The following is a 26,664-nucleotide window of genomic DNA, read 5'->3' on the forward strand; positions in this document are numbered from 1 at the left end:
GACTTCGGAAACGTCGTCACGCGTACCGTGACGGGATCGTCTTTCTTCGGCACGACGTCATAGGCAATACGCGCGTAATCGTGCGCGCGATGATGAGGTCACCCGGTTCGTCGGCCCCCGCGGGCAGCGCCGGCCACATCGCCGCGGCGCCTGCGAACGCAATGCCGACCAGCCATGCAGCCCGCCGCATCGGCCTGCCACACGTCTGCGAGGCAGCATCATTAGATGAGGAGTGCGTCATAAACAGGACGACAAGGAGGGAAGTGGAAGTTTTCGTCTCACTTCCTGTTGTAGGTGACGATGTTTCCGGTCTGCGCACGTGCAGCGTCGGTCGGCTGCGGAGTCTGCACCGGCGGGCCGATTTCGTCCCAGAGGGTGACCGAGTTGCCACGAAATCCGTTGGGCGTCGCCGCGACCATGATCATGGCGACTGCACGGCCGCGCTGATGGTCGAGCATGCGGTCGTCCAGGGTCGCGATTGCCAGGTACGCGTTATGCGAATTCGATGTGTCCTTGCGCATGATCCCCTCCTTCACGGAGGGTGTTTAGCGATAAGCGTGCCATTGGACGCAAAAGGTTACGCGGTGCGGCGCTCAAGGGAACGCGTGCGACAGGACACGCGATAGACTGTCGAAAATGTTTCAGAACTGAAACGAGCGTCAGACTGTAAAATAGTTTGAAACAACGGCAAGCCAAGGCGGCGGAACACGCAGCCTGGCAGGCGGGATTCCCGCAAACGGAAATGGCCCTAAAGTTTTGAGGATGCGCTGCCGTTAAGGAGCTATGTACGAAAGAAAAGCCGATGGGCTGAAGCTGGCGTTGCCGGACAAAACACCGCAATATTGCCCGCCCAGGCAAGCTTTCATACGGTCGCGGGCCGTGGCTGTACTATAGTAAGCACAGTCGCTGGCTGCTCGAAGTCAAACGCAAGAGCCGGAGTCAACCGGCACTGCAGTACATCATGCCATTCGGGGACCCGCAGTCGAAGCTAGTGAAGACGATCGAAATCGTCGGACGCAAGACGTGGCGTCGCACCTGTGAAAAGCGCCGCGAGCCGATGTGCGTGGTCAATCACGATCGCACACGACTGGATGAATTGACGACAGGGTCACGTTTATGGAAACCGGACAACGACGGCAACTGGTGTATGTCTCCCGTCAGCCCAATGAACAACTGCATGATCTGCTGCGCGCGCGCGGTTGGGACGTCAAGTTCGCCTCGACGGCGCGCGAGGTCCAGCGTGCGGTCCATCAGGATGGCCCGACTGGAGGATTGTTCGACGTCAGCAGCGGCTATGGCACGCATGAACTCGGCGCGTTCGAGAGCTGCCTGACGCTGCCCAACGTCGGTTGGGTCGCGACTGCGGGAAGCGGCCAGCTTGCCGACCGGCTGGTGCGACGCCTGATTCGCGACTACTGCTTTGACTACCTGACGGTCCCCTATTCCGGCGAAAAGATCGTCGACTCGATCGGCCATGCGTATGGCATGGTTGCGCTCGGCGAGCAGGAACTCTCGCTGATCGGCAGCTCGCGCGACGAGGAAATGGTCGGCAGCTGTGACGCCATGCGCCAGCTGTTCCGCACGATTCGCAAAGTCGCGAACACGGATGCAAGCGTGTTTATTGCTGGCGAGTCAGGGACCGGCAAGGAATTGACCGCACGGGCGATTCACGAGCGCTCAGAGCGCCGCAAAATGCCGTTTGTCGCCATCAACTGCGGCGCGATTCCCCATCATTTGTTGCAGTCGGAACTATTTGGCTATGAGCGCGGCGCGTTCACTGGCGCCAATGCGCGCAAGATCGGCCGGGTCGAGTCAGCCCATGGCGGCACCCTGTTTCTCGACGAAGTCGGCGACCTGCCGCTCGAGAGCCAGGCGAGCCTGCTGCGCTTTTTGCAGGAGCGCAAGATCGAACGGCTCGGCGGCCAGGATTCGATTGCCGTCGATGTTCGTGTGATCGCGGCGACGCATGTCGATCTCGAACACGCGATGCGTGACAACCGCTTCCGCGTCGACCTGTTTCACCGCCTTTGTGTGCTGCGTGTCGATGAACCGCCGTTGCGAGCGCGCGGCAAGGATATCGAATTGCTCGCGCATCACATGCTCGAACGCTTTCGCACGGACAATGCGCGGCGCCTGCGGGGGTTCTCGGCGCCGGCGATCGAGGCGATGTACAACTACGGCTGGCCGGGGAATGTCCGTGAGCTGATCAATCGCGTGCGCCGTGCGATCGTGATGGCCGAAGGCCGCCTGATCACCCCGGAAGATCTCGAACTCCAGAGCTTCGCGTCGCAACGCACGGTGACGCTCGCTGAAGCGCGCGAAGAAGCCGAGCGTCATGCGATCGAGGCGGCTTTGCTGCGCCACCGGCATCGTCTCAACGAGGCCGCGGTCGAACTCGGCATCTCGCGCGTCACGCTCTACCGACTCATGGTCGCGCACGGCTTGCGCAGCCCCAGCGAAGACCGCCTGCCGATCGAACGCGTCGCGCAGGGCTGAACGCCCGCGCGCTCAGACTGCGATCGGCGCCTTGATGGCCGGATGGTAGACGTAGTCGACGATCTCGAAATCGTCATAGCGATAATCGAAGATCGACTCGGGGCGGCGCTTGATCACAAGCTTCGGCAATGCAAATGCTTCGCGCGCAAGCAATGTGTCGACCTGTTCGAGATGATTCAGATACAGGTGGCAGTCGCCACCCGCCCAGACAAGCTCGCCGACCTCGAGATCGCACTGCTGGGCGAGCATATGGGTCAGGAAGGCATAGCTCGCCCAGTTGAACGGCGTACCGAGGAAAACGTCCTGGCTGCGGCAGAACAACAGGCAGCTCAGCTTGCCTTCATTGACATAGAACTGCGCGAAGCAATGACACGGGGTCAGCGCCATGCGGCCGATATGCGCGTTCTCCGAGGGCGAGAGCGATTCGTCGGGAAACGCGGCCACATTCAACGCGGTCAGCAACAGCCGCCGCGAATGAGGCCGGGTCCGCAGCTGGTGCACGAGTTCACTGACCTGGTCGACGGTCCCGCCGTCGGGCTTCGGCCAGAAGCGCCACTGGTATCCGTAGACCGGACCGAGTTCGCCGTTCTCGTCCGCCCATTCGTCCCAGATCGTCACGCCATTCTCGTTGAGATAGCGGATATTCGTATCGCCGTTCAGGAACCACAGTAACTCGTGGATCACGCTCTTCAAGTGGATGCGCTTCGTCGTGACCAGGGGAAAACCTTCGGCGAGATCGAAACGGACCTGACGCCCGAACACGCTGATCGTCCCAGTGCCCGTACGGTCGTCCTTCTTCGCGCCATGGGCGAGAATGTCCTTGATCAGGTCGTGATATTGCTTCATGGGCGGCAGTGGCGATAAGTGGCGGAAAGAGGCCGAGACCCGGAAACCGAAACCGGGGACCCGAACCCAAGGCTCCAGTCAGCCGCCATTGTATCAACGCCAGCCGATCATGCCCGGATCGGAAAACTCAGTGTGACCTGCAGCCCGCCCTCGGGCCGGTTGTCGATCTCGCACACGCCGCCCGCGTGGCGTGCGAGCCGGTCGACGATCGCGAGGCCAAGCCCGCTGTGGCCATTGCCGCCGCGCGCGGGGTCGAGCCGCACGAAGGGGCGCGTCGCCGCGGCGAGATTGGCCGGTGAGATGCCCTGCCCCGAGTCGCAGACACGCAGATACCAGCGGCCCGTCTCACGCCACGTCGAAATCCTGATCGGCGCCGCACCATAGGCATGGGCGTTCTCGAGCAGGTTCATGAGCATCCGGTCGAGGGAGGCCTCGGGCAGCGCGAAGTCCGGGCCTGCGGCAAGATCGAGCTCGATCAGCGCATCGGTGGGATACACGGCGTGATAGTTGCGCGCGGCACGTTCGCAGAGCGCTTCGACGCTGGTCGGCAAGGACTGGTCGGGTGCGTCGTTCGCGAACATCAGGAACTGGTCGACGATATGCGTGAGAGAGACGACATCGCGGACCACGCCGTCGCGCACGCGTGGTTCGTCCAACATCTCGGCACGCAGGCGCAGGCGTGCGAGCGGTGTGCGCAGATCGTGCGCGACACCGGCGAGCATCACATTGCGGTCGCTCTGGGTCTGCGAGATGTCGCTGACCATCTGGTTGAAACCGCGCGTGAGCTGACGCAGTTCGCGTGGCCCCGACTCGATGACCGGCCCGACCAGCTGGCCGCGCCCGAAGCGCCCAACCGCCGCGACCAGCGTGCGCAGCGGCCGCTGCACCTGCCAGGCGGCGAACAGCCCCGACATCGCAGCGCCGATCGTGATGAAGATCAACCAGAACAGCATCTTGTCGAAGGTGCGCGGACCTCGCAGCGGCTGCAGCGGCACCACGATCCATTGCGAATCTTTAGGCATGAGCACCCACAGGCGCGGGGGCGCCTTGCTGTCGTCGACTCGCATCATGGTGCCGTCGGGCATCGCATCGCGCAAGTCAGAGAGGAATCGCTCGAATGTCGGCTTTTGGTCGGCATCGGGCGGCGGCACCGACGATGCGCCCTGGTCGACCAGATGCACGCGAGAAGGCAGCGGCAAATTCGGCGTGCGCGCCTGATGCTGCTTGACCGCGTCGACAAGAAAAGTGGTCTCCTCGACGGCGTAGTGCGTCTGCATTTCAGAGCGTTCGAAACGGATCGCCGTGTACCAGGCGAAATGCGAAAGCAGCAGCACGCCGACGGTGAATACCGACAGCCGGCCGAACAACGAATCAAAAGGACGGAACCTCATGGCACGCGCAAAGTGAGCTCGTAGTGTGATCACGTCGCCGCGGATGATTCATGCTCCCCGTCGGGCACGAACACATAGCCGCGCCCGCGGACGGTCTGGATGAAGCGCGGTGCCGAAGGATCGCCTTCGAGAATCCGGCGCAGCCGCCAGACCTGTACGTCGATGCCGCGATCGGTGCCGTCGTATTCAGGGCCGTGCAGCAGTTCGAGCAGTCGCTCGCGCGTGAGCGTGCGCATCGGGTAATTGACGAAAATCTTCAGCAGCGCAAACTCGCTGCCCGAGAGTGGCACCGCGGCGCCCGAATGGGTCAGCGTGCGCCCCTGGAAATCGAGCACGAAGCGGCCGAAGCCGTACGGCTCGCGCTGTTCGGGCGCGGCACTGGGAATCGTCTTGCGCCGGCGCAGCACGGCCTGCACACGGGCAAGCAGTTCACGCGGATTGAACGGCTTGCCGAGATAGTCGTCCGCGCCGAGCTCGAGGCCGACGATCCGGTCGACGTCGTCGGCGCGTGCCGTCAGCATGATCACGGGGATATCGTCCCCGGTCGCGCGCAGCTGGCGCAGTGCGGTCAGGCCGTCGACACCCGGCATCATCAGGTCGAGCACGATCAGGTCGGGTCGTTCGCGTTCGAGGCGCCGCTCGAGCGAGGCCGCGTCGTGAAGGACCGAAACCTCTATGCCCTGGCGATTCAGGTAGTCGCGCAGCAGGTCCCGAAGTTCGGGGTCGTCGTCGATGACAAGGATTTGAGTAGCCATGATGTGTAGTGTAAACGCTCGATGAGCGGTCAATGATTGGACCAAAGCGACGCCGGACGCAGGGGCAATTACGAGAGGTTACGACCCGGGCCAGGGTAACTCCGCGTAATAAAGAAAAGCCAGAACGTAATCAGTATTGGGGCGCGAATAGCTACGCTCGCGTTACGCAATCAAACGTTTCAAGGAGCACAGTATGATCCGCAGAACCACAATTAGTGCCGCGCTTGCCGGCCTCGTCACCGCCCTCGCCCTCTCGAGCGGCACCGTCTATGCGGCGATGGCTGCACCCGATACGGCCTCCGAAGCGCATGCGCACGCCCACGGACACTTCAAGCACGGTCGCCATGGCGACTTCGAGAAGCAACTCGAGAAGCTGCATGCCCAACTCAAGCTGAATTCTCAACAGGAAGCACTCTGGAAGACTGCCGTCGACACGATGCATGCGAACCGTGAGCAGATGCGCGCGCAGCACAAGGCGAACAAGGCGCAGATGAAAGCGGCCATGCAGCAGCCGATCCTCGATCTCGCCGCGATGCATGCCGCGCGCGAGCAACAGGCCCAGCAGGCTCGCCAGCTGCATGAGCAGACGACGCAAGCCTGGCTCAACGTCTACAACGCGCTCGACGATCAGCAAAAGACGATGGTCAGCACGGCACTGAAGACCCGCTGGCAAAAAATGGCGCAACACCGTGCCGAGATGCGCGAACATCAGGAGCATGATGAGGCGGCCAGCATGCCGGCCGCGCAGTAAGGTCCCCCGCTGCGGCGCCGCTGTATGGCCCTGCTGTATGACCGCGCCGTATGCCCCGTGTATGGCTGCACCGCAACACTAGTCACTCGACGGTAACCTGGCGATGGCCGGGCAGCAACTCATAGGCGCCCAGCGATAAGGGGGCCGTTGCGGAGATCCTGCTCGGCCGTTCAGGTCTCTGAAGGGGCCCGCGGAAGAGATCCTGCTGAAGAGATCCTGGTGAAAAGCCCCCTTTGAAGAGACCCCGGTGAAGAAACCTAGCGGAAAACTTTAGCTGAAAAATCCAGCTGAAGATATCTAGCTGAAGAGATCCATAAAGGTATCCGGGAAAACCCGAAATCGACCTCCCCCGGTCTCCTGCCGGACTGTCGCCCGTCTGCGCAAGGGTGTTCCCTAATCCCCATCCTACCCACCTGTCACCGACTGCCGATTCGTTCCTGGGAATAACCCTAATACATAGGGAAATCCGCGGCAAAACCCACGGCAAAACCCGCCCCCGCCCCGCTTTTATCCCCTAACGCTTCCGGTAAAATCCGGCCTCGTTTGAGGGTAGCCGCACGAGTCGATAACGCAAATATTTACGCGTGATTTACGGGTGGCGTGCGTGTATGCGACATCCGATGGGCGCTTCTGCAGGTTCGATGCCCATTGGCATTTTGTCCGTCTACAATGAATTTAGGTAGCCCAGCAAAATGGGCCAGCATTTAGTTCGGCTCACTCTCGCAAGTCAGGAAAACATGAAAAAAATCGCTTTGTGCCTGTCGCTCGCCTTGGTCGCTTTCGCCGCCCAAGCCAAGGACTATTCAACGTTGCGCTTTGGCGTCGACGCCAGCTATCCGCCGTTCGAATCGAAGGCATCGAACGGGGACATCGTCGGCTTCGACATCGACCTCGGCAATGCCCTGTGCGCAAAGCTGAAAGCGAAGTGCGTGTGGGTACCACAAGACTTCGATGGCCTGATTCCCGCGCTCAAGGCACGCAAGTTCGACGGCATCATCTCGTCGCTGTCGATCACCGGAGCGCGTGAAAAGGAAATCGCGTTCTCGAACAAGCTGTTTGACGCACCCGCACGGATGATCGCGAAGGAAGGTTCGTCGCTCAAGCCGACGCCGGATTCGCTCAAGGGCAAGCGCGTCGGTGTCGAACAGGGTACGACGCAGGAAACCTATGCGAAGACATACTGGGCACCTGCCGGCGTCAACGTGGTGCCTTACCAGGACCAGCAGCAAGTCTATGCCGACCTGCTTTCGGGCCGCCTCGACGCGACGCTCCAGGATGAAGTACAGGCCGACGTTGGCTTCCTGAAGACCCCGCAAGGCAAGGGCTTCGCCTGGGCCGGCGCGGAAATCAACGATCCGAAGACGATCGGCGCGGGTACCGGCATCGGTCTGCGCAAGGAAGATACGGAACTCAAGGCCATGCTGAACAAGGCAATCGCCGAGATTCACTCGGACGGCACGTACGATAAGCTGCAGAAGAAATACTTCGACTTCAATATCTATACGAAGTAAGAAGTAAGAAGTAAGAAGTCAGCAGCAAGCAAGCAAGACAGAGCGATCGCCGCGCGGCAGGGACGGGTGGGCCGCGGGCGATCGCCCGATCGACATCAATCGAGCGTGTGGTGAGAAACCGGACGCCCTCCTAAAAGGTTTTCAATGCTGGCAGGCTATGGCCCGCTGATTCTACAAGGCACGTGGCAGACAATCCAGTTGTCGCTGCTCTCGCTGGTCGTCGCCTTCGTGCTCGGCCTGTTAGGCGCCGCTGCCAAGCTATCGAAGAATGGTGCGATGCGTGGGGTGGCAACGGTCTATACGACGCTGATTCGCGGCGTACCCGACCTGGTCCTGATGCTGCTGCTGTTCTTCAGCCTACAGATCTGGCTCAACCAGATCACCGATCTGCTCAATGCCAACCAGATCGACATCAGTCCGTTTGTCGCCGGCGTGATCACGCTCGGCTTCATCTACGGCGCCTATTTCACCGAGACGTTCCGAGGCGCGTTCTTATCGGTGCCAAGCGGCCAGCTCGAAGCCGCCGCAGCCTACGGGATGTCGCGCTGGCAATCGTTCTCGAGAATCCTGTTCCCGCAAATGATGCGTTTCGCGCTGCCCGGCATCGGCAATAATTGGCAGGTGCTCGTCAAGTCGACCGCGCTCGTCTCGATCATCGGCCTCGCCGACGTCGTCAAGGTGACCCAGGATGCGGGCAAGGCGACCTTCAATATGTTCTTCTTCGTGATGGTCGCCGCGCTCGTCTACCTCGCGATCACCACCCTCTCCAATCTCGTGCTGCTCTGGCTCGAGCACCGCTATGCGACCGGCGTACGCCGAGCCCAACTATGATCCAGCTGATTCAGGATTACTGGCGCGCCTATCTGTTCACCGATGGCGAACACATCACCGGTGTCGCGATCACGCTGTGGCTGCTGGTCGTCTCGGTCGGCCTGGGATTCTGCCTGTCGGTGCCGCTCGCGGTATTCCGCGTCTCGACCAATCGCTGGGTATCGGGTCCGGTGTGGCTCTTCACCTATGTTTTTCGCGGCACCCCGCTCTATATCCAGCTGCTGTTGTTCTACACGGGCCTCTATTCGCTCCAGGTAGTCCGCGACCACGCAACGCTCGATGCGTTCTTCCGCAGCGGCATGAACTGCACGCTGCTCGCGTTCACGCTGAACACCTGCGCCTACACGACCGAGGTGTTCGCGGGCGCGATCAAGGCGACCCCGTATGGCGAAGTCGAAGCGGGACGCGCCTACGGCATGTCGCGCTTCACCTGCCTGCGGCATATTGTGATTCCGTCGGCGCTGCGCCGCGCGCTGCCGCTTTACAGTAACGAAGTGATCCTGATGTTGCATGCGACCACGCTCGCCTTCACCGCGACCGTGCCGGACATCCTCAAGATTGCGCGCGACGCGAATTCCGCGACCTATCTGTCGTTCGAGGCCTTCGGCATCGCCGCCCTGCTCTACCTCGCGATCTCGTTCGCGCTGGTTGCCCTGTTCCGCCGCGCCGAACGCCACTGGCTCGCGTATCTCGCGCCGCGGCGACACTGAGGCCCAACCCGGACCCACTTCGTTCAGGATCGATATGGACAAACTGTACGTCGACGACATTCACAAGCAATACGGCGATCACCAGGTGCTCAAGGGTGTGTCACTGCGCGCGCGCGCAGGCGACGTCATCAGCATCATCGGCTCGTCGGGCTCCGGCAAGAGTACGTTCTTGCGCTGCATCAACTTTCTCGAACAGCCCAATGCGGGACGCATTTTCGTGAGCGGCGAAGAGGTATGCACGGTCAAGGACCGTCACGGCGCGCTGAAGGTCGCCGATCCGCGCCAGCTGCAGAAGGTCCGCACGCGGCTCGCGATGGTGTTCCAGCATTTCAACCTCTGGGCCCACCTGGACGCGCTCGAGAACGTGGTGGAAGCGCCGATGCATGTACTCGGGCTCTCGCGCGCCGAAGCCGAGGAACGCGCGCGCACCTATCTCAGGAAGGTCGGCCTCGCACCGGCGGTCGAGAAGCAGTACCCCGCGCATCTGTCCGGCGGGCAGCAACAGCGAGTCGCGATCGCCCGCGCGCTCGCCATGCATCCCGATGTGATGCTGTTCGACGAGCCGACCTCCGCGCTCGACCCCGAGCTCGTGGCCGAAGTGCTCAAGGTCATGCAGGCACTCGCCGAAGAAGGCCGCACGATGATCGTCGTCACCCATGAAATGGGATTTGCGCGAAATGTCTCGAACCATGTCGTCTTCCTTCACCAGGGCCGCATCGAAGAAGAAGGTGCGCCTGCCGAAGTGCTTGCGCAGCCGAAAAGCGAACGCCTGCGCCAGTTTCTTTCGGGCAGTCTCAAATAGCAGCGACTCCTCCTGTATTTCCATCAGCCCTCATCCACCTTCGGGCTCCCTGCTTAATCACAAAGCGCTCCTTGCGGTGCGCTTTGCATGATTTATCGTCAATAGTTAGTTTCCCTTATCCGGCAACGGCCTCTTCAGAAAAGTGGCGTCTGCTCAGGCATTTAAACGAAACTTAGGTGTCCCGCCGAATCTTGTCCGAGTATGACGCTTGGCGTTTGCGCTACACCTCCTTACGAGAACGCTTCGATTGGTGTGCATGCTTATCTTTTGATAGATTGATATCCGGTAATCAAACGACGAATAAACCCCATGAAAAGAGGTAATTTCACTCCAAATCCTGGGACACACGGAGACGCATACGAATTTTCAAGACGAGGAGTCTGCCAGGTTTGCCCGGTCGCCAATCCGTCAGCCATCGTCTTTTCGCATATTGCCTGATTCCAGAATCGTGGTCGCCGCCGCTGGGGCTACGATCGCGCGCTGGGGAGCCGCGGAATCAGGTTGCAGGAATCCGGCGTTGCACGTCGCCGGAGGAGGCGTCCGGTGCCGCTGGGGGCGCCGGACAATTGGCGCCTGGCGCCAAGCGCTAGGTGGTCCAACTGCTTACGCGCTTCACAGGGTACGGAGGAGTCAACTATGAAGAAGGCATTGCTGACAGCATCGCTGCTGGCTGCGGGCATCGTGACCGCTCATGCACAGAGCAGCGTAACGCTGTATGGTCGCTTGGACGGCGGTATCGAATACGTGAACGGCCTCAAAAACGGCCATCGTGTTCAAGCCCAATCCGGCGACTGGGGAACGAGCCTCTGGGGTATGAAAGGCGCTGAAGATCTCGGCGGCGGCACGCAGGCGATCTTCAAGCTCGAATCGGGCTTTCTGATCCAGAACGGCACTGTCGGCGGCGTCGCTGGCAGCCTGTTCAATCGATATGCTTTGGTTGGCCTGACCAACCCGGTCTACGGTACGTTCCAGATGGGCCGCTCGCTGTTCATTTCGAATGGCGTGTGGGACTTCGACCCGTTCGTTCAGGAAAACTGGTCGTCGGCATCGCTGGTGCGCGGTCGTAACTGGCCTCAGGTCAGTAATTCGTTCAACTATCAGTCGCCGAGCTTCGCGGGTCTGGACTTTTCCGGTCAGTATGCGCTGTCGAACAGCACGAACTTCAACGGCAACAACAACGCCGGAACCCCCGGGGCCGTCTCGACGACCGGCCGCGCCGCCGGTGCGCAGATCACCTACACGAGCTCATTCATTCAAGTACGCGGCATCTATGACGAAATCCGCGACGGCAACGGACAGTTCTCGAACCTGTTCGCCTTCAGCCGCGAGTACACGGTAGGTGTGAACCTGACGTTCGGGCCGGTCAAGGTCCAGGCCGCCTACCAGCACTTGAACGCGAATGCCGTGACCGATGGCAGTCCGACTTCGGCCGACCACGAATGGCTCGGTGCGACCTACCAGTTCACGCCGGCTGCGGCGCTGACCGTGGGCGGTTATCACGTCAACTTGAACAAGGGTGGTGGCAATGCGACGCTATACGAAATGACGGGTACCTACAACCTGTCCAAGCGCACCTTCCTGTATATCACGGGGGCGACGGTGCAAAACAGTTCGACGGCGAACTTCTCGCTGTTCGCCGAACCGCCTGACAACAGCGCGGCGTTCAACACGAACAACGCGACCGCGATCGCGAACAGCCAGAACCCGTTCCCGGGACATAGCCAATCGGGCGTCTTCGCCGGTATCGATCACTCGTTCTAAGCGCGGCGAAGGACATTGGACGGTGCGTAACCCACGAGGTTACGCACCGTTTTTTATCTGCTACTCCCTCGGCCTCTTTGACGGCGCAACGCCGTGGCTCAGCCAATCGAGCACCGCGAGCGCCTCTTCATTGCCATCGTCGCGCGCACGCTTGACCGCCTTCTGGACCTCGGCCTGCGGCGCCGCACGGCGAATCGCGACACCGACCGCGAGCACGTCGATCATGACCAGATGCAGGATCCGCGAAATCATCGACAGCTGAGATTCCCGGATCTCGATATGGTCGGTCTCGAGCGCGACCGTCGCCTTCTTCGCGAGCGGCGTATTGCTCGAAGTGATCGCGATCACCTTCGCCCCTGCTTGCATCGCGACCTCGAGCACGCGCAGCAGTTCGGGCGCCTTGCCCGACTTCGAAATCGCGACGATCACGTCGCCCTCACCGAGCAGCGCGGCCGACGCGGCCTGCATGTAGACGTCACCGTAGGCGATCGTCGGGATGCCGAAGCGGAAGAACTTGTAGTGCGCATCCTGCGCGACGATATTCGAGTTACCGAGGCCGTAGAACTCGACGCGTCGCGCACTGTTCAGGAAGTCGATCGCCTTCTCGACATTTTCGAAGTTCAGATGCTCGCGCAACTGCAGGATCGACGACACGGTGTTGTCGAGCACCTTGGTGCCGAAGTCCGTCGCGGTATCGCCAAGATGCACCTGGCTGTGACTCATCGGGATCGTGCCCGTGAGACCGGTCGCCAGCTTGAGCTTGAAGTCGGACAGTCCCTGGCAACCGAGCGTGCGGCAGAAGCGAATCACCGTCGGCTGGCTGACCGCCGCCTTGCGCGCGATATCGACGATCGGATCGTTGATGACCGAACGCGGATGATTCAGCGCAAGATCGGCGACGCGGCGTTCGGCCGGCGTCAACGCATCGCGCATCTGGCGAATCCGTTCGAACACGGCCGAGCCGCCGCTGCCGCGGTCGCTCAGTTGCTCGTGGAGAATCGCCGACACGCCGAGAAAGGCCGGGTATTCGGCCGTGATCACGTAGATGGGGATATTCGACAGATACTGCTCGAAACGCCCCTTCGATTCGAAACGCGTGCGAAATGACGAATTCGCGAAGAAATCGCCGAGCCGCGGCACCACGCCACCGCCGATATAGATGCCGCCGAGCGCGCCGAGCGTCACGGCAAGACTGCCCGCGAACGTGCCGAGAATCCCGCAGAAACAGTCGAGTGCCTCAAGCGCTAGCGGATCGTCTTCCTCGAGCGCGCGACGTGTGACTTCGGCCGGATCGACATTCGCGCCAACGCGCTTCTTCGCGCGCGCGGCCAAGCCGCGATAGATCAGCTCGACACCGGGCCCCGCGCACATGCGTTCATACGAGACGTGCGGCCACTTCTTCTGCGCATATTCGAGCAGATAGATTTCGCGCTCGTCGACCGGTGCAAACGTCGCATGGCCGCCTTCGCTGCCGAGCGCGATCCAGCGGTCATCGGCCGGAATCAGGCCCGACACGCCGAGACCCGTGCCCGCGCCGAGCAGGCCGATCACACTGTTCTGTTTCGCCTTGCCGCCGCCGACCTGAATACGCTGCTCATCGGACAGTCTCGGCAGGGACATCGCGAGCGCCGTGAAATCGTTGACCACCAGCAGCGTGTCAAAACCCAGCGCGCGGCGCGTGGCCTCGATCGAGAAGCTCCAATGATGGTTGGTCATCTTCACTTCGTCGCCATCGACCGGGTTAGCGATCGCGACCGCCGCATGGTTGACGTGGCCGATCTTCGTATCCTTCAGATACTTTTTCACCGCGTCCGCGACGCCCGGATAGTCGACACACGGATATACACGGATCTGCTCGATCTGGTCCGGTCCGAATTCCAGCGCAAAACGGGCGTTGGTTCCGCCGATGTCGGCAAGAAGCCGCGGGCCATCCGGGTGCGGATTTTCTCGCGCCGCCGCAGTGGTCTTATTCCGCTGACCAGTAGACATCGAGTGTTACTCCCTTATCATTCGCCAGCTTCGAGATGGCATTGTCGAGTGGACTCGCGGCGGCTTTCTCCAGAATGTCGAGCTTGCTCTTGCCTGCGATCAACAAAAACAACCGGTCGATGCGCTTGAGTGCGGACATCGACCAGCTCACACGTGCATGCGGTGCGGCACGGGGATGGACCAGCACAAAACGCTGCTCGGTCGTGATGGCTTCGCGCCACTCGGGCGCGTCCGCGAAAATGGAGGCGGTATGGCCGTCCTCGCCCATGCCGAGCACAGCCACATCGGGCAGCGCGGGCTCGAGCGACGCATTGAGCCGCGCGATCTGGTCGGCGGGGTCGCGCGTCACGTCGACAAGCGGCATGAAGCGTGCCTGCGCCGCCGCGTTCTGCAACAGGTTCTCGCGCACGAAGCGCACGTTGCTGTCTTTGTCATCGTCGGGAACCCAGCGGTCGTCCACCAAGGTCAAGTCGATGCGCGACCAGTCGAATGGCTGGCCCGAAAGCACGCTCAGGAAACGGCGCGGACTGCTACCGCCCGATACCGCAAATGTTGCATGGCTGTGCGCCGCACCTTGGCCGAGGCGCGCCTGGAGCGCCTCGCCAACGTCCCGCGCCAACGCCTTCGCCTGGACGATCGGGTCGTCGAATGCATGAAGCTCGATCACTTCTCCTCCGTCCAACGTTTATAGGAATGGGGAACCCCTGGACGCGACCCGGCCGGTATGCCGAACACCGCAAAGCCACCGGACGGCGCGTTCAGTTCTCTTCTTCAAGCCAGCAAGTGCCGTGCTGCGCGAGCATCGCGCTCGCCGCCGCCGGCCCCCAGGTACCGGCCGCGTACGGCTTGGGTCCCTTGTTCTGCGTCGCCCATTCGTCGAGGATCGGCTCGACCCAGCGCCATGCGGCTTCCTGCTCGTCGCGTCGGACGAACAAGGCAAGGCGGCCGTTGATCACGTCGAGCAGCAGGCGCTGATAGGCCTCCATCCGGTTCTCCTTGAAGAACTGGTCGAAGGCGAGATCGAGATGGACCTGCGCAAGGTCCCAGCCTTCGCCCGGCTGCTTCGCCTGGCAATAGAGCCGGATAGATTCATTGGGTTGCAGGCGGATCACCAGCCGATTCTGTCCGGCCGGCATATTGCCGAGCGCCGGATGCGGAACCTGACGGAAATTCACGACGATTTCCGCGACACGATCAGCGAGCCGCTTGCCCGTGCGCAGGAAGAACGGCACGCCGGCCCAGCGCCAATTCTCGATCTCGACCTTGAGCGCGACAAAGGTCTCGGTCGAACTGTCGGGCGGCACCCCTTTTTCCGCCGCATACGCGGGCACGTGCGTGCCGCGGATCACGCCCGCATGATACTGGCCGCGCACCGCCACCTTGCTGATGTCGCCGCGCTGCACCGGCTTGAGCGAACGCAGCACACGCAGCTTCTCGTCACGCACGCTGTCCGATTCGATCGCATGCGGCGGCTCCATCGCCACAATCGAGAGCAGCTGCAGCAAATGGTTCTGCACCATATCGCGAAGCGCGCCGGTCTGATTATAGAAATCGCCGCGCCCCTCGACGCCGAGTTCTTCGGCAATCGTGATCTGAATGCTCTCGACCCACTCGCGGCGCCACAAAGGCTCGAACAGCACGTTGCCAAAACGCAGCGCGAGCAGGTTCTGCACCGACTCCTTGCCGAGGTAGTGATCGATGCGGTAGATCTGTTCCTCGGCAAAGATCTCGCCGACCGCATCGTTGATCGCATTCGATGAAGCGAGGTCATAACCGAGCGGCTTTTCGAGCACGATGCGCGCGCCTTCGTTGAGGCCCACGTCCGCGAGCGCACGACAGATCGGCACGAACAGCGAAGGCCCGGTCGCGAGATAGAACACGCGAATGCCGCTCGGCAACGCAAGGAGCTGATCGCGCAACAGCACGAAGTCGCCTTGCTTCGAAAGATCGAGCTGCACATATTCGATGCGGCTCAGAAACCCCTGCCAGACCGTCTCGTCGAAATCCGATTTCGGCACATGGCCGCGCACATGCTCTTCGATCCACTGCAGGTATTCGGCCTTGTCGTGCGCGACGCGCGCCACGGCCACGATCTTGCCGCTCTCGTCGAGCATGCCGCCCTTATGCGCTTCATAGAGCGCCGGCAGAATCTTGCGCATTGCGAGATCGCCTGTTCCACCGAACAGGACGAAAGTAAAACTCGAATCGTTTTGCATGTGTCTCCGCGGTTCGTTTGGCCTTCCATCAGTTTGACGATCGTCCGATGCGTGGACCAAAGCCTGCGATGATGACCACAGTCTGTTCACACCCGGGATAGGGACTTGCCCTAGCCCCAGGTAGTCCGACCGATAAAATTTTTGACACTGAATTGTAGTTTAACTACAATCGAATTCAAGGGGTATCCCACGTTTTCGGCAAGGCGTTTGATGTACGTTTGATGCCAATGGCATGTCGCTCGACACGAGGTCATGCCGATGTCATCGACCGGTTTCCGGTCCGTTCATCACACCGCACCGCGTGGCGATCCGCCCGGCGATAGGGGAGTGGGTAAACGGCGCGGCTGGCGCGGTTTCCTGCAACGAAGGCAGCGGCCCCGGCCGCACTTTCACATCGCCAGGCCCCCTCGACCGGACACGCAACAACCTCGAATTTCAACAAGAGGTTCGGTCAATATCAAAAGAGGAGACTGGTCTTTGTTGCACGCTATGTTCATCTCTTGAGAGCCGCGGACGATCGCGCCGCCGCTCGACCGTCCCCGATGTTGTTAAAACAACGCCCGCGAGGGTTAACCATTCGTTTTTCATCTGGTGTCTGGAGGAGATAAGCAATGAAAGTCCGTACGATCATCGGCGCGCTGTGCGCAGCCGGAATGGTGTGTGGTACCGCGCACGCAGCCGAGCAGGTCGAAGTGCTCCACTGGTGGACGTCGGGCGGCGAAGCGAAAGCTGTCGGCGTGCTCAAGACGGACCTGGACAAGCAAGGCTATCAATGGAAGGACTACGCGGTTGCAGGCGGCGGCGGCGCCGCGGCGATGACCGCGCTCAAGACGCAGGTCATCTCGGGCAATCCTCCCTCGGCTGCCCAGATCAAGGGCCCGCTGATTCAGGATTGGGCGCAGCAGGACGTGCTCGTGCCGATCGACGCTTCGGCGACCGACTGGGACAAGAACCTCCCGCCCGCCATCGACAAGATCATCAAGTATCAAGGCAAGGTCGTCGGCGCACCGTTCTCGGTGCACCGTGTGAACTGGCTGTGGCTCAACAAGGCCGCGCTTGACAAGGTCGGCGCACAACCGCCGACGACGTGGCCGGAATTCTTCGCGCTGGCCGACAAGCTCAAGGCCGCGGGTTATGTGCCGGTTGCCCATGGCGGTCAGCCGTGGCAAGACCTGACGATCTGGGAAACCGTCGTGCTGTCCCAAGGCAACGACTTCTACAAGAAGGCAATCGTCGACCTCGACCAGAAGACCCTGACCTCGGACCAGATGGTCGGCGTGTTCGATACGGTCCGCAAGATCGAAACGTATTTCGACAAGGGCTATAGCGGCCGTGACTGGAACCTGGCGACCTCGATGGTCATCCAGGGCAAGGCCGGCATGCAGTTCATGGGCGATTGGGCGAAGGGTGAATTCGCGAACGCCGGCAAGGTTCCGGGCAAGGACTACATCTGCTCGCCGGCACCGGGCACCGAGAAGGGTTACACCTTCAACGTCGACTCGTTCGTGTTCTTCAAGGAAAAGGGTCAGTCGGCCGCGACGCCCGGTCAGCTGGCACTCGCCAAGACGATCATGACGCCGGACTTCCAGGAACAGTTCAGCCTGAACAAGGGCTCGATCCCGGTTCGCCTGGGTGTCGACATGAGCAAGTTTGACGACTGCGCGAAGAAGTCGTACGCGGATGAGCAAGCAGCGATCAAGGTCGGCGGTTACGTGCCGTCGCTGGCCCACGGCATGGCCCAAGGCGATGCGGTTGCAGGCGCGATCACCGACGTCGTCACGAAGTTCATGAACTCGACCGAAGATTCGAAGGCCGCGGTTCAGGAACTCGCGAAGGCTGCGAAGACGAAGTAAGCAAAGCAGACGCAGCAAAGTTGTAGAAGAAGATGCCTGACCCTGCGGGGCAGGCGGCCGGGCTGCATTGGGCAGACCTGGGTAGCGCCTCCCCGGCGCCCGCCCCGCGACATGGTTCGATTGATGTGAGTTCTCGTACCGGCACGTGCATCTGTCTCGTGCCGGTACGTTTTTAGGAGCGTGTTGTGGCTGTCTCCTTAAGCCGATCGGAACGACGCGCGTCGTCGTTGAGTGCAATGGCGGACCGCTGGATCCCGAAGCTGGTGCTATCGCCCAGCATCCTGATCAGCCTGGTCTTCGTCTATGGTTTCATCCTGGTTACCGGGTATCTGTCGCTGTCGACCTCGCGGCTGATGCCGAACTACACCTTTGCCGGCTTCGCCCGGTACGAGGAGTTGTTCCAAAACGACGTGTTCTGGACTTCGGCCAAGAACCTGGCCTGGTTCGGCATCCCGTTCATCGTGATCTGCACGGCGCTGGGCCTGTTTCTCGCGATCCTGCTCGATCAGAAGATCCGGACCGAAGGCGCCCTGCGCGCAATCTTCCTGTACCCGATGGCCCTCTCCTTCATCGTGACGGGCACGGCGTGGCAGTGGATCCTGAACCCCGGCATGGGCCTCGAGAAGGTGTTCCATGACTGGGGCTGGGTGTCGTTCTCATTCGACTGGCTCGGCAATCCCGACAAGTCGATCTTCTGCGTCGTGATCGCCGCGGTCTGGCAATCGACGGGCTTCTGCATGTCGCTGTTCCTCGCTGGGCTGCGTGGCGTCGATAGCGAAATCTTCAAGGCGGCTCAGGTCGACGGTGCCTCGCTGCCGCGCATCTACCGCAAGATCGTGATCCCGAGCATGCGGCCGGTGTTTTTCTCGGTGCTGCTGATTCTCTGCCACATCACCATCAAGACCTTCGACCTCGTGATCGCGCTGAATGCCGGTGGCCCGGGTACCTCCTCGTACCTGCCCGCCATCTTCATGTACACGTTCTCGTTCAACCGCGGCCAGCTCGGGCTGGGCGCCGCGTCGTCGATGATGATGCTGCTCACGGTGGTCGCCGTGCTGGTACCGCTGATGTATATGGAGTCGAGGAGCACGCGCAATGCATAAGCCTACGTTCAGTCGCGCGTTCATCTATGCAGTGCTGATCCTGTTCGCGCTCTACTTCGTGTTTCCGATCTACGTGATGCTGTCGACGTCGTTCAAGGACCTCGATACCCTGCGCGCGACCAACTTGCTCACGCCGCCGTCGCATCCGAGCTTCGCGCCGTGGGTGCGGGCGTGGAGTGAAGCCTGTACCGGCGTGCGCTGCGACGGGATGCAACCGTTCTTCATGAACTCGGTGAAGATGGTGATCCCCGCCGTGCTGCTCTCGTCGATCATCGGCGCGTTCAACGGCTATGTGCTCACGCACTGGCGCTTCCGCGGCGCGGACGGCCTGTTCACGATGATCCTGGTCGGGTGCTTCATTCCCTTCCAGGCGATCCTGCTGCCGATGGCACGCCTCGAAGGCGTGCTCGGCCTGTCGAATTCGACGACCGGCCTCGTCATCGTCCACGTGATCTACGGGATCGCATTCACGACGATGTTCTTCCGCAACTTCTATGTGTCGATACCCGCCGAACTCGTGAAGGCCGCGCGGATCGACGGTGCCGGCTTCTTCATGATCTTCACGAAGATCCTGCTGCCGGTGTCGCTGCCGATTTTCATGGTGTGCCTGATCTGGCAATTCACGCAGATCTGGAACGACTTCCTGTTCGGGATCGTGTTCTCCGGTGTCGATTCGATGCCGATCACGGTGGCGCTGAACAATCTGGTGAACACGTCGACCGGCGTGAAGGAGTACAACGTCGACATGGCGGCCGCGATCATCGCCGCACTTCCGACGCTGCTGGTCTATGTGATCGCCGGCCGCTTTTTCGTGCGCGGGCTCACGGCCGGCGCGGTGAAGGGTTGACGATGCGCGCGGCCCGCATGCAAGCAGGCCGCGCACTCGCCCAAACTCAGAGAATTGATTGAAAAGGATTCAACCGCATGGCCAGCCTATCCATTCGTGATGTCTACAAGACCTACCCGAACGGCGTCGAAGTGCTCAAGGGCGTCGACATCCACATCGAAGACGGGCAGTTTCTGATTCTTGTCGGCGGTTCCGGCTGCGGCAAGTCGACGCTGCTCAATATGATCGCGGGCCTCGAGACGGTGTCGCGCGGCGAGATCAAGATCGACGACCGGGTCGTCAACGACCTGTCGCCGAAGGATCGCGATATCGCGATGGTGTTCCAGTCGTATGCGCTCTACCCGTCGATGACGGTGCGCGAGAACATCGCCTTCGGTCTGAACATCCGCAAAGTGCCGCAGCAGACCCAGAAGGAAATCATCGGCCGCGTCTCCGAGATGCTCCAGATGAGCCACCTGCTCGATCGCAAGCCCGGCCAGCTCTCGGGCGGTCAGCGCCAGCGCGTCGCGATGGGCCGGGCCCTCGCGCGCGATCCGAAAATGTTCCTGTTCGACGAGCCGCTGTCGAACCTCGATGCGAAACTGCGTATCGAGCTGCGCTCGGAAATCAAGCTGCTGCATCAGCGCCTCGGCACGACGATCGTCTACGTGACGCACGACCAGATCGAAGCGATGACACTCGGCGACCGGATCGCCGTGATGAAGGACGGTGTGGTCCAGCAGTTTGGCGCGCCGCAGGACATCTACAACAGCCCCGCGAACCTGTTCGTGGCCGGCTTTATCGGCGCACCGTCGATGAACTTCGTCAAGGGCGCGCTCGTTGAATCGGGTTCGGGAGTCGGCATGCAAATCGACACCGGTGCGCAGCGGACAGTGCTGAACCTGCCATTCAACGCGAACGCGCTGCGTGCCTCGATCGGCAAGGAAGTGATTCTCGGCCTGCGCCCGGAACGCATCACCGACGACCGCAGCGCGCACAACGTCGCCGATGCGCAGCTTCAAAGCATCGAAGTGAAGGTCGATGTGATCGAGCCGACCGGCCCGGATACGCTTGTGTTCTTCAAGCTCAACGGTAACCGTGCGATCAGCCGCGTGCATCCGCAATCGAACCCGCAGGCGAACGCAACACTGACGTTGCTGTTCGATGTATCGAGGGCCGTGCTCTTCGATCCGGTGACCGAGGCGCGCATCGCCTGAGCGATCTTCAAGCAGCCGGCGTCATGATCTGTCATGGCGCCGCTTACTGATCGCGCTTGTCGAGCGCCGGCGGGTCGGCCACTAGGTCGCTGATGGGTCATGAATCAGCTGCTTGCAGGACGGAACCGCGATCCGAAGCAATTCGAGCAATACAAGTAGTTCAAGCAAGACCGACAATAAGAAGAACCACGACGGAAGTCGAGCGGCGGCCGCCATGCGGTCCTCCGGGGGCCGTGCATGCGGCGCTACCAGCGATACTGGGAAGAATCATGACAAGCGAGATCCAACACCGCAGTTTGCCGATGTTGCTGCTACAGGCTCGTGAAGCCGCGCTTGCGGTATTCCGCCCGATTCTCAAGCAGTTTTCGCTGACCGAACAGCAATGGCGGATCATCCGTGTGCTCAACGACCACCCGACCGGAGAAATGGAAGCGGGTCAGATCGCGAAGGAATGTTTCATCCTGAGCCCGAGCCTCACTGGCGTGCTTGAGCGCATGGAGCGCGACGGTCTGATCCAGCGGATGCGGCCGCCCTACGACCAGCGCAAGGTCATGGTCTCGCTGAGCGAGCACTGCAAGACCCTGGTCGACCAGATCAGCCCGCTGATCGAGGCACAGTATTGCTCCATCGAACAACAGATCGGCATTCCGCGGCTCAACCAGCTCTGCCAGGAGCTCGACGACCTCGTCGCCGGACTCGCGCCGGCCGATCAGGTCACGACCCGTCCACGCGGCGGCGAAGCCTCGTTCACCGTCGTGCGTTCGGGCGACGGCGTGGACGTGGCGCGCGAACTCGTACGTTAGTTAGGGCAGCGCGCCCTGAGCCGCACAATCGAACGATACCGCGAACTGTGCGCGCCACTCGCGTGCCGCCTTCGGTGAATCGACCAGTACCCCTTCGACGCCCAGGCATGCGGCCGCGTGAAAGTCGTCGATATTGTTGACGCCGAACGCGACGACATGCGCCGAGCCTCCCGCATTGAAACAGCGCATCGCGGCAGGTGTCCATAGATTCGCGCGAACTGGCGTCCTGGCTTCACCTAGCGCGAACGTCTCGACGACCGTCATATCGCGCGACCATTCGAAACCCGCCCAGACGCCCGCTTGCAGCGGGGCCTCGCAGCGTTGCGCGAGCGCGACGTTGAGCAGGCGCGCACGCGTCGCATCGCGCGTTTCGAACTGGCGCGCCTGGGGATAGTTCGCCCACGCTTCACGATACGACGCATCGGTCGAATATAAACGCAGGCGCGACCACGCCCGATGTTCGTCGAGCACGCGCGCGACCGCCGCGACCTGCGGGGCCGCGGGCAAGGCCTTCATGTCGAGGATGATGGGCATCGCGCCCGGTACCGAGGCAAGCGCATCGGACAGTGTCGGTATCGGCGTGGGTGAGGTGCGATAAGGGAATTCCGTGCTGCCGTCGGGCAGGGTTTTCCGGAAATTCCATCCCGCATTGAGCCGGACGAGTTCCGCCGCGGTCTTGCTCGCGACCGGTCCACTCGCGGGTGTCAGCGCTGAGAGATCCGCGGGCCGGTAGAGCACCGGCACGCCGTCGGCGCTCAACTGTACGGTCAGCCAGATCTGGTCCGCGCCGTTATGCAGGGCGCCATCGATGGCGCGCAAGGTGTTCTCCGGGTAGTCCGCGTCCCGCCCCGGTGCGCGACGATCGCCGGCAGGCGTGGGCCGCCGCCTTCGGCTTCCGCGAGATTGCACCCCGTCAGCGAGATCCCCGCGAACGCCATCAGACCCAGTATCCATCGTTGCATCCATTCCTCCTGAAGGCATTGCCGCCTGCCCTCAGTATCGCGCGGTGGGCAGCGCGCCGCCCCCCTCAAAAGCTGACTAGTTATTTTAAGAAAGTTGAATATCACAAAGGGACGCGCAGCCATGGCGGCTGAGGGGAACCCCAGCTTGACCGATGCCAAATGACCCGCTCCGGTACAATCCCGCTTGGCGAGACACCGGCTCTCGCATCGGCCGGCACCCTTTTGCAGAACTCCATGTCGCGAAACCAAAGCCTCTTCGAACGCGCTCAGCGCACCATTCCCGGCGGGGTCAACTCCCCCGTGCGGGCATTCCGCTCAGTCGGCGGCACACCCCGCTTCATCGAACGCGCAGAGGGCCCGTACTTTTGGGATGCCGACGGCCAACGCTATATCGACTACATCGGTTCATGGGGACCGATGATCGTTGGCCATCTCCATCCCGAAGTGCTCGAAGCCGTGCAGCGCTCGCTCACGAGCGGCTTCAGCTTCGGCGCGCCGACCGAGGCCGAAATCGAGATCGCCGAGGAGATCTGCCGCCTCGTGCCGTCGATCGAACAGGTCCGGCTCGTCTCGAGCGGCACCGAGGCGACCATGAGCGCGCTGCGCCTCGCGCGCGGTTTTACCGGGCGCAGCCGCATCGTCAAGTTCGAAGGCTGCTACCACGGTCACGCGGACAGCCTGCTCGTCAAGGCGGGCTCGGGCCTGTTGACCTTCGGCAATCCGACCTCGGCGGGTGTCCCGCCTGAAGTCGCGCGTGAAACGACCGTGCTCGAATACAACAACGTCGGACAACTGCGCGAGTTCTTTGCAAGCCTCGGCGACGAAACGGCCGCCGTGATCATCGAGCCGATCGCTGGCAATATGAATCTCGTGCGCGCCACGACGGAGTTCCTCGATGTCTTGCGTGAACTCTGCACGGCACACGGCACGATTCTGATTTTCGACGAGGTGATGAGTGGCTTTCGTGTCGCGCTCGGCGGCGCACAGGCCCTGTTCGGCATCACGCCCGACCTGACCTGCCTCGGTAAGGTGATCGGCGGCGGCATGCCGGCCGCCGCATTCGGCGGACGCCGCGACGTGATGGCCATGCTCGCGCCACTCGGCGCGGTCTACCAGGCCGGCACGCTGTCAGGCAATCCGGTCGCGGTCGCTGCGGGCCTTGCGACGCTGCGCATCATCTCGCGTCCTGGCTTTCACGACGATTTGAGCCGTCGCACCGAACGTCTCGTTGCCGGCCTCGTCGAGGCGGCCCGTGCGGCCGGCGTGCCGTTCGCGGCCGACTCGATCGGTGGCATGTTCGGCCTTTATTTCGCCGAGCGCATTCCGAAAAGCTTCGCCGAAGTCACGCAATCGGACATCCCACGCTTCAACGCCTTCTTTCACAAGATGCTCGACGCGGGGGTCTACTTCGCACCGTCGGCCTACGAGGCCGGCTTCGTCTCGAGCGCCCACGACGACGCGGTGCTCGACGAAACCGTCGCACGCGCGCGCGCCGCGTTCTCCGCCACGGCTTCCTGATGTTCTCGGACGTCGACTTCGCCCATATGGAGCGGGCGCTCGCGCTCGCCGTGCGGGGGCTCTATACGACCAGCCCGAACCCGCGGGTCGGGTGCGTGCTCGTCAACGGTGGCGTCGTGATCGGTGAAGGCTTCACGCAGCCCGCTGGGCAGGATCATGCCGAGATTCGCGCGCTCAAGGATGCGCGTGCGCGCGGCCACGATCCGCGTGGCTCGACCGCCTATGTGACGCTCGAGCCCTGCAGCCATTTCGGCCGCACGCCGCCGTGCGCCAACGCGCTGATCGAAGCGAAGGTCAGCCGCGTGATCGCGGCCATGGAAGATCCGAACCCGCAGGTCTCCGGGCGCGGCCTGCAGAAGCTGCGCGCGGCGGGCATCGAAGTCCGCTGCGGCCTGCTCGAACGCGAGTCGTATGAGCTCAACATCGGTTTTGTCTCGCGCATGACGCGCCGCCGGCCGTGGGTTCGCGTCAAGGTCGCGGCGAGTCTCGATGGCCGCACCGCGCTGCCCGACGGCGCGAGCCAGTGGATCACCGGCGAGGCCGCGCGCGCCGACGGGCATACGTGGCGAGCACGCGCCTGCGCGATTCTCACCGGCATCGGCACGGTGCTCGGCGACGATCCGCAGATGACCGTGCGCGCGGTCGAAACGCCGCGCCAGCCGCTGCGGATCCTGGTCGACCGCAATCTCGATGTGCCGGCTGATGCGCGCCTGCTCGAAGGCCCTCCTCCGCTGGTGTTCTGCGCACGCGACGACGGTGAATTCGCGCCGCGCGCCGCAGCGCTGCGGGAACGCGGCATCGAGGTCGTCGCCGTACCCAATGGCGAGGGCAAGGTCGACTTGACCGCGATGATGCTCAAGCTCGGCGAACGCGCGATCAATGAACTGCATGTCGAGGCGGGCCACAAGCTGCACGGGTCGCTGCTGCGCGAGGGCTGTGTCGACGAACTGCTCATGTATGTCGCGCCGAGCCTGCTCGGCCACGCGATGCCCATGTTCAACCTTGCCGCGCCGGCCTCGCTCGACGAACGGACTCGACTCGTATTTCACTCGGTCGACCGGATCGGCGATGACCTGCGCATCATCGCGCGTCTCGCCGCCTCGGTATCGCAGCAGGATTCCCCTAAGGTTTGATTTCAGGCTCAAGCATTCATGTTTACAGGCATCGTAGCGGCTGTGGGCCGCATTGAAACCGTCGAACCGCAGCAGGCTGGAGGCGCCGATGCGGGCGTTCGCCTGACCATCGAAGCCGGCACGCTCGATCTCTCCGACGTCGCGCCGGGCGACAGCATCTCGATCCAGGGCGCGTGCATGACTGCCACTGTGATCCAGGGCAGCCGTTTCACCGTCGACGTCTCGCGCGAGAGCCTCAACTGCACGGTCGGTCTTGACGTGCCGGGCGACGTCAATCTCGAGAAGGCCCTACGTGCGAACGACCGGCTGGGTGGCCATCTCGTTTCCGGTCATGTTGACGGGCTCGGGACCGTCACCTTTTTCGGGCCGGTCGGCGAATCGCATGAATTGCGCATCCGCGCGCCGCGCGACATCGGCCGGTATCTCGCGTTCAAGGGCTCGGTCACGGTCAACGGGGTGAGCCTCACGGTTAACGCAGTTGATGACCTGGCTGAGGGCTGCGAGATCTCGATCAATCTCATTCCGCATACCGTTGAAGTGACGACGCTTAAGCGTCTGCGGGCGGGTAGCCAGGTTAATCTTGAGATTGATCTGATTGCGCGGTATGTGGAGCGGATGCTCAGCACGTCTCAGGATGGCTATAAATCGTTGAAGTAGTTCGATTTTGCAAGTATCTACCGTCTACTACGTCTCGCTAGAACTAGCTAAATCTCCGGGTTGGTGACGGTAGCTCGCCTGCGATCACCTCGGCAATCGTCAGCCTCCCATAGCGATCTACACACAAATATGTGCAACACATAGTTGCGTGGTACGATTGCCGCTACTCGAAGGAGGATCCCACCATGGCCGAAACCGTTAACTTCACCGGAGCAGTCGATCGCGACCTGCTCAAGCGCGCCAAAATTCTCGCTGCGAAGTCGGAAACATCCGTCAACGCACTGTTCAACGCTGAACTGCGCTATCTAGTCGAGACGTTCGAGGCGTCAGAAGCCAGCGGCAACCAGAACTTCCGCACCCTGCTTGACTTCTCGCTCGGCCGAGTTGACGACAGCCAGGCGATGATGGCACTCGGTATCGACAGCGACGAGGATCTGTTCCTGCTGATGGCTCAGGCCCACTTGCCGATGCCGCGCTTGCCGGAGTCGAGCACGCGTCGCATGGTTGACGACCTCAACGCACTGCGCGGCTAA

General features: G+C 61.9%; 22 protein-coding genes and 2 pseudogenes. 16 read left to right on the plus strand and 8 right to left on the minus strand.

Annotated elements, in window-relative coordinates:
* Positions 1-278: 278 nt before the first annotated feature.
* On the minus strand, positions 279-521 hold the full coding sequence (locus HV670_RS06440; RefSeq protein ID WP_175103874.1) for a hypothetical protein: 243 nt from the start codon (positions 519-521) through the stop codon (positions 279-281).
* Between the two features lie 595 nt (positions 522-1,116).
* On the opposite strand from HV670_RS06440, the gene HV670_RS06445 reads away from it, so the two are divergent.
* Entirely contained in the window at positions 1,117-2,496 is a 1,380-nt protein-coding gene (locus tag HV670_RS06445; protein ID WP_175103876.1) for a sigma-54 dependent transcriptional regulator, read from the plus strand.
* Positions 2,497-2,508: 12 nt separating this feature from the next.
* On the opposite strand, the gene HV670_RS06450 is transcribed toward HV670_RS06445, so the two are convergent.
* The 3 genes from HV670_RS06450 to HV670_RS06460 form a co-directional block, all read right to left on the minus strand.
* Complete coding sequence (locus HV670_RS06450; protein ID WP_175103877.1) at positions 2,509-3,342, minus strand: thymidylate synthase; 834 nt, start codon at positions 3,340-3,342, stop codon at positions 2,509-2,511.
* Positions 3,343-3,449: 107 nt separating this feature from the next.
* Positions 3,450-4,733, minus strand: coding sequence for an ATP-binding protein (locus HV670_RS06455; RefSeq protein ID WP_175103879.1), 1,284 nt, complete (start codon positions 4,731-4,733; stop codon positions 3,450-3,452).
* A gap of 29 nt (positions 4,734-4,762) precedes the next feature.
* The gene (locus tag HV670_RS06460) at positions 4,763-5,488 is read right to left on the minus strand and encodes a response regulator (RefSeq protein ID WP_175103881.1); all 726 of its coding nucleotides are present in this window, start codon (positions 5,486-5,488) and stop codon (positions 4,763-4,765) included.
* 193 nt (positions 5,489-5,681) lie between these two features.
* On the opposite strand from HV670_RS06460, the gene HV670_RS06465 reads away from it, so the two are divergent.
* The 6 genes from HV670_RS06465 to HV670_RS06490 all read left to right on the plus strand — a co-directional run bounded on the left by HV670_RS06465 (position 5,682) and on the right by HV670_RS06490 (position 11,854).
* Positions 5,682-6,239: a Spy/CpxP family protein refolding chaperone gene (locus HV670_RS06465; protein ID WP_175103883.1), complete on the plus strand. Its 558-nt coding sequence runs from the start codon at positions 5,682-5,684 to the stop codon at positions 6,237-6,239.
* A 737-nt stretch (positions 6,240-6,976) separates the two neighbouring features.
* Positions 6,977-7,750, plus strand: coding sequence for an ABC transporter substrate-binding protein (locus HV670_RS06470; protein ID WP_175103885.1), 774 nt, complete (start codon positions 6,977-6,979; stop codon positions 7,748-7,750).
* A gap of 144 nt (positions 7,751-7,894) precedes the next feature.
* The gene (locus HV670_RS06475) at positions 7,895-8,581 is read left to right on the plus strand and encodes an ABC transporter permease (RefSeq protein WP_175103886.1); all 687 of its coding nucleotides are present in this window, start codon (positions 7,895-7,897) and stop codon (positions 8,579-8,581) included.
* On the plus strand, positions 8,578-9,291 hold the full coding sequence (locus HV670_RS06480; protein WP_175103888.1) for an ABC transporter permease: 714 nt from the start codon (positions 8,578-8,580) through the stop codon (positions 9,289-9,291). The genes HV670_RS06475 and HV670_RS06480 overlap by 4 nt, the downstream gene beginning before the upstream one ends.
* A gap of 34 nt (positions 9,292-9,325) precedes the next feature.
* Positions 9,326-10,093, plus strand: coding sequence for an ABC transporter ATP-binding protein (locus HV670_RS06485; RefSeq protein WP_175103890.1), 768 nt, complete (start codon positions 9,326-9,328; stop codon positions 10,091-10,093).
* A 636-nt stretch (positions 10,094-10,729) separates the two neighbouring features.
* Positions 10,730-11,854 (plus strand): porin, encoded by a 1,125-nt coding sequence (locus HV670_RS06490; protein ID WP_175103892.1) that lies wholly within the window; start codon positions 10,730-10,732, stop codon positions 11,852-11,854.
* Positions 11,855-11,914: 60 nt separating this feature from the next.
* Here HV670_RS06490 and HV670_RS06495 read toward each other — a convergent pair whose 3' ends face one another.
* From HV670_RS06495 to zwf, 3 genes are all read right to left on the minus strand, one after another.
* Positions 11,915-13,843 (minus strand): bifunctional transcriptional regulator/glucokinase, encoded by a 1,929-nt coding sequence (locus tag HV670_RS06495; protein ID WP_175103894.1) that lies wholly within the window; start codon positions 13,841-13,843, stop codon positions 11,915-11,917.
* Positions 13,821-14,510, minus strand: a complete 690-nt coding sequence (gene pgl / locus HV670_RS06500) for a 6-phosphogluconolactonase (protein WP_175103895.1) — start codon at positions 14,508-14,510, stop codon at positions 13,821-13,823. Before pgl ends, HV670_RS06495 begins: the two co-directional genes overlap by 23 nt.
* Positions 14,511-14,601: 91 nt before the next feature.
* The gene (zwf, locus tag HV670_RS06505) at positions 14,602-16,059 is read right to left on the minus strand and encodes a glucose-6-phosphate dehydrogenase (RefSeq protein ID WP_175103897.1); all 1,458 of its coding nucleotides are present in this window, start codon (positions 16,057-16,059) and stop codon (positions 14,602-14,604) included.
* 611 nt (positions 16,060-16,670) lie between these two features.
* Here zwf and HV670_RS06510 point away from each other — a divergent pair.
* The 5 genes and pseudogenes from HV670_RS06510 to hpaR form a co-directional block, all read left to right on the plus strand.
* On the plus strand, positions 16,671-17,912 hold the full coding sequence (locus tag HV670_RS06510) for an ABC transporter substrate-binding protein (RefSeq protein ID WP_175103899.1): 1,242 nt from the start codon (positions 16,671-16,673) through the stop codon (positions 17,910-17,912).
* 236 nt (positions 17,913-18,148) lie between these two features.
* Positions 18,149-19,015, plus strand: a complete 867-nt coding sequence (locus tag HV670_RS06515) for a carbohydrate ABC transporter permease (RefSeq protein WP_175104087.1) — start codon at positions 18,149-18,151, stop codon at positions 19,013-19,015.
* Positions 19,008-19,862 carry a carbohydrate ABC transporter permease gene (locus tag HV670_RS06520; RefSeq protein WP_175103901.1) on the plus strand — a complete coding sequence of 285 codons (855 nt, stop codon included), beginning with the start codon at positions 19,008-19,010 and terminating at the stop codon, positions 19,860-19,862. Before HV670_RS06515 ends, HV670_RS06520 begins: the two co-directional genes overlap by 8 nt.
* Positions 19,863-19,939: 77 nt before the next feature.
* The gene (locus tag HV670_RS06525) at positions 19,940-21,058 is read left to right on the plus strand and encodes an ABC transporter ATP-binding protein (protein ID WP_175103903.1); all 1,119 of its coding nucleotides are present in this window, start codon (positions 19,940-19,942) and stop codon (positions 21,056-21,058) included.
* Between the two features lie 269 nt (positions 21,059-21,327).
* Positions 21,328-21,747 (plus strand): annotated as a pseudogene (hpaR, locus tag HV670_RS06530) (homoprotocatechuate degradation operon regulator HpaR); the annotation flags it as partial.
* A gap of 114 nt (positions 21,748-21,861) precedes the next feature.
* Here hpaR and HV670_RS06535 read toward each other — a convergent pair.
* Positions 21,862-22,799: pseudogene (locus HV670_RS06535) on the minus strand (glycerophosphodiester phosphodiesterase family protein).
* A gap of 258 nt (positions 22,800-23,057) precedes the next feature.
* On the opposite strand from HV670_RS06535, the gene hemL reads away from it, so the two are divergent.
* From hemL to HV670_RS06555, 4 genes are all read left to right on the plus strand, one after another.
* Positions 23,058-24,341, plus strand: a complete 1,284-nt coding sequence (gene hemL, locus HV670_RS06540; protein ID WP_175103906.1) for a glutamate-1-semialdehyde 2,1-aminomutase — start codon at positions 23,058-23,060, stop codon at positions 24,339-24,341.
* Entirely contained in the window at positions 24,341-25,474 is a 1,134-nt protein-coding gene (gene ribD / locus HV670_RS06545; RefSeq protein WP_175103908.1) for a bifunctional diaminohydroxyphosphoribosylaminopyrimidine deaminase/5-amino-6-(5-phosphoribosylamino)uracil reductase RibD, read from the plus strand. The genes hemL and ribD overlap by 1 nt, the downstream gene beginning before the upstream one ends.
* 18 nt (positions 25,475-25,492) lie before the next feature.
* A complete protein-coding gene (locus tag HV670_RS06550; RefSeq protein ID WP_175103910.1) occupies positions 25,493-26,131 on the plus strand; it encodes a riboflavin synthase in 639 nt (212 codons plus the stop codon).
* A 185-nt stretch (positions 26,132-26,316) separates the two neighbouring features.
* Positions 26,317-26,664: a hypothetical protein gene (locus HV670_RS06555; RefSeq protein ID WP_175103911.1), complete on the plus strand. Its 348-nt coding sequence runs from the start codon at positions 26,317-26,319 to the stop codon at positions 26,662-26,664.

The sequence above is a fragment of the Pararobbsia alpina genome, from assembly GCF_902859895.1.
GTDB lineage: Bacteria > Pseudomonadota > Gammaproteobacteria > Burkholderiales > Burkholderiaceae > Pararobbsia > Pararobbsia alpina.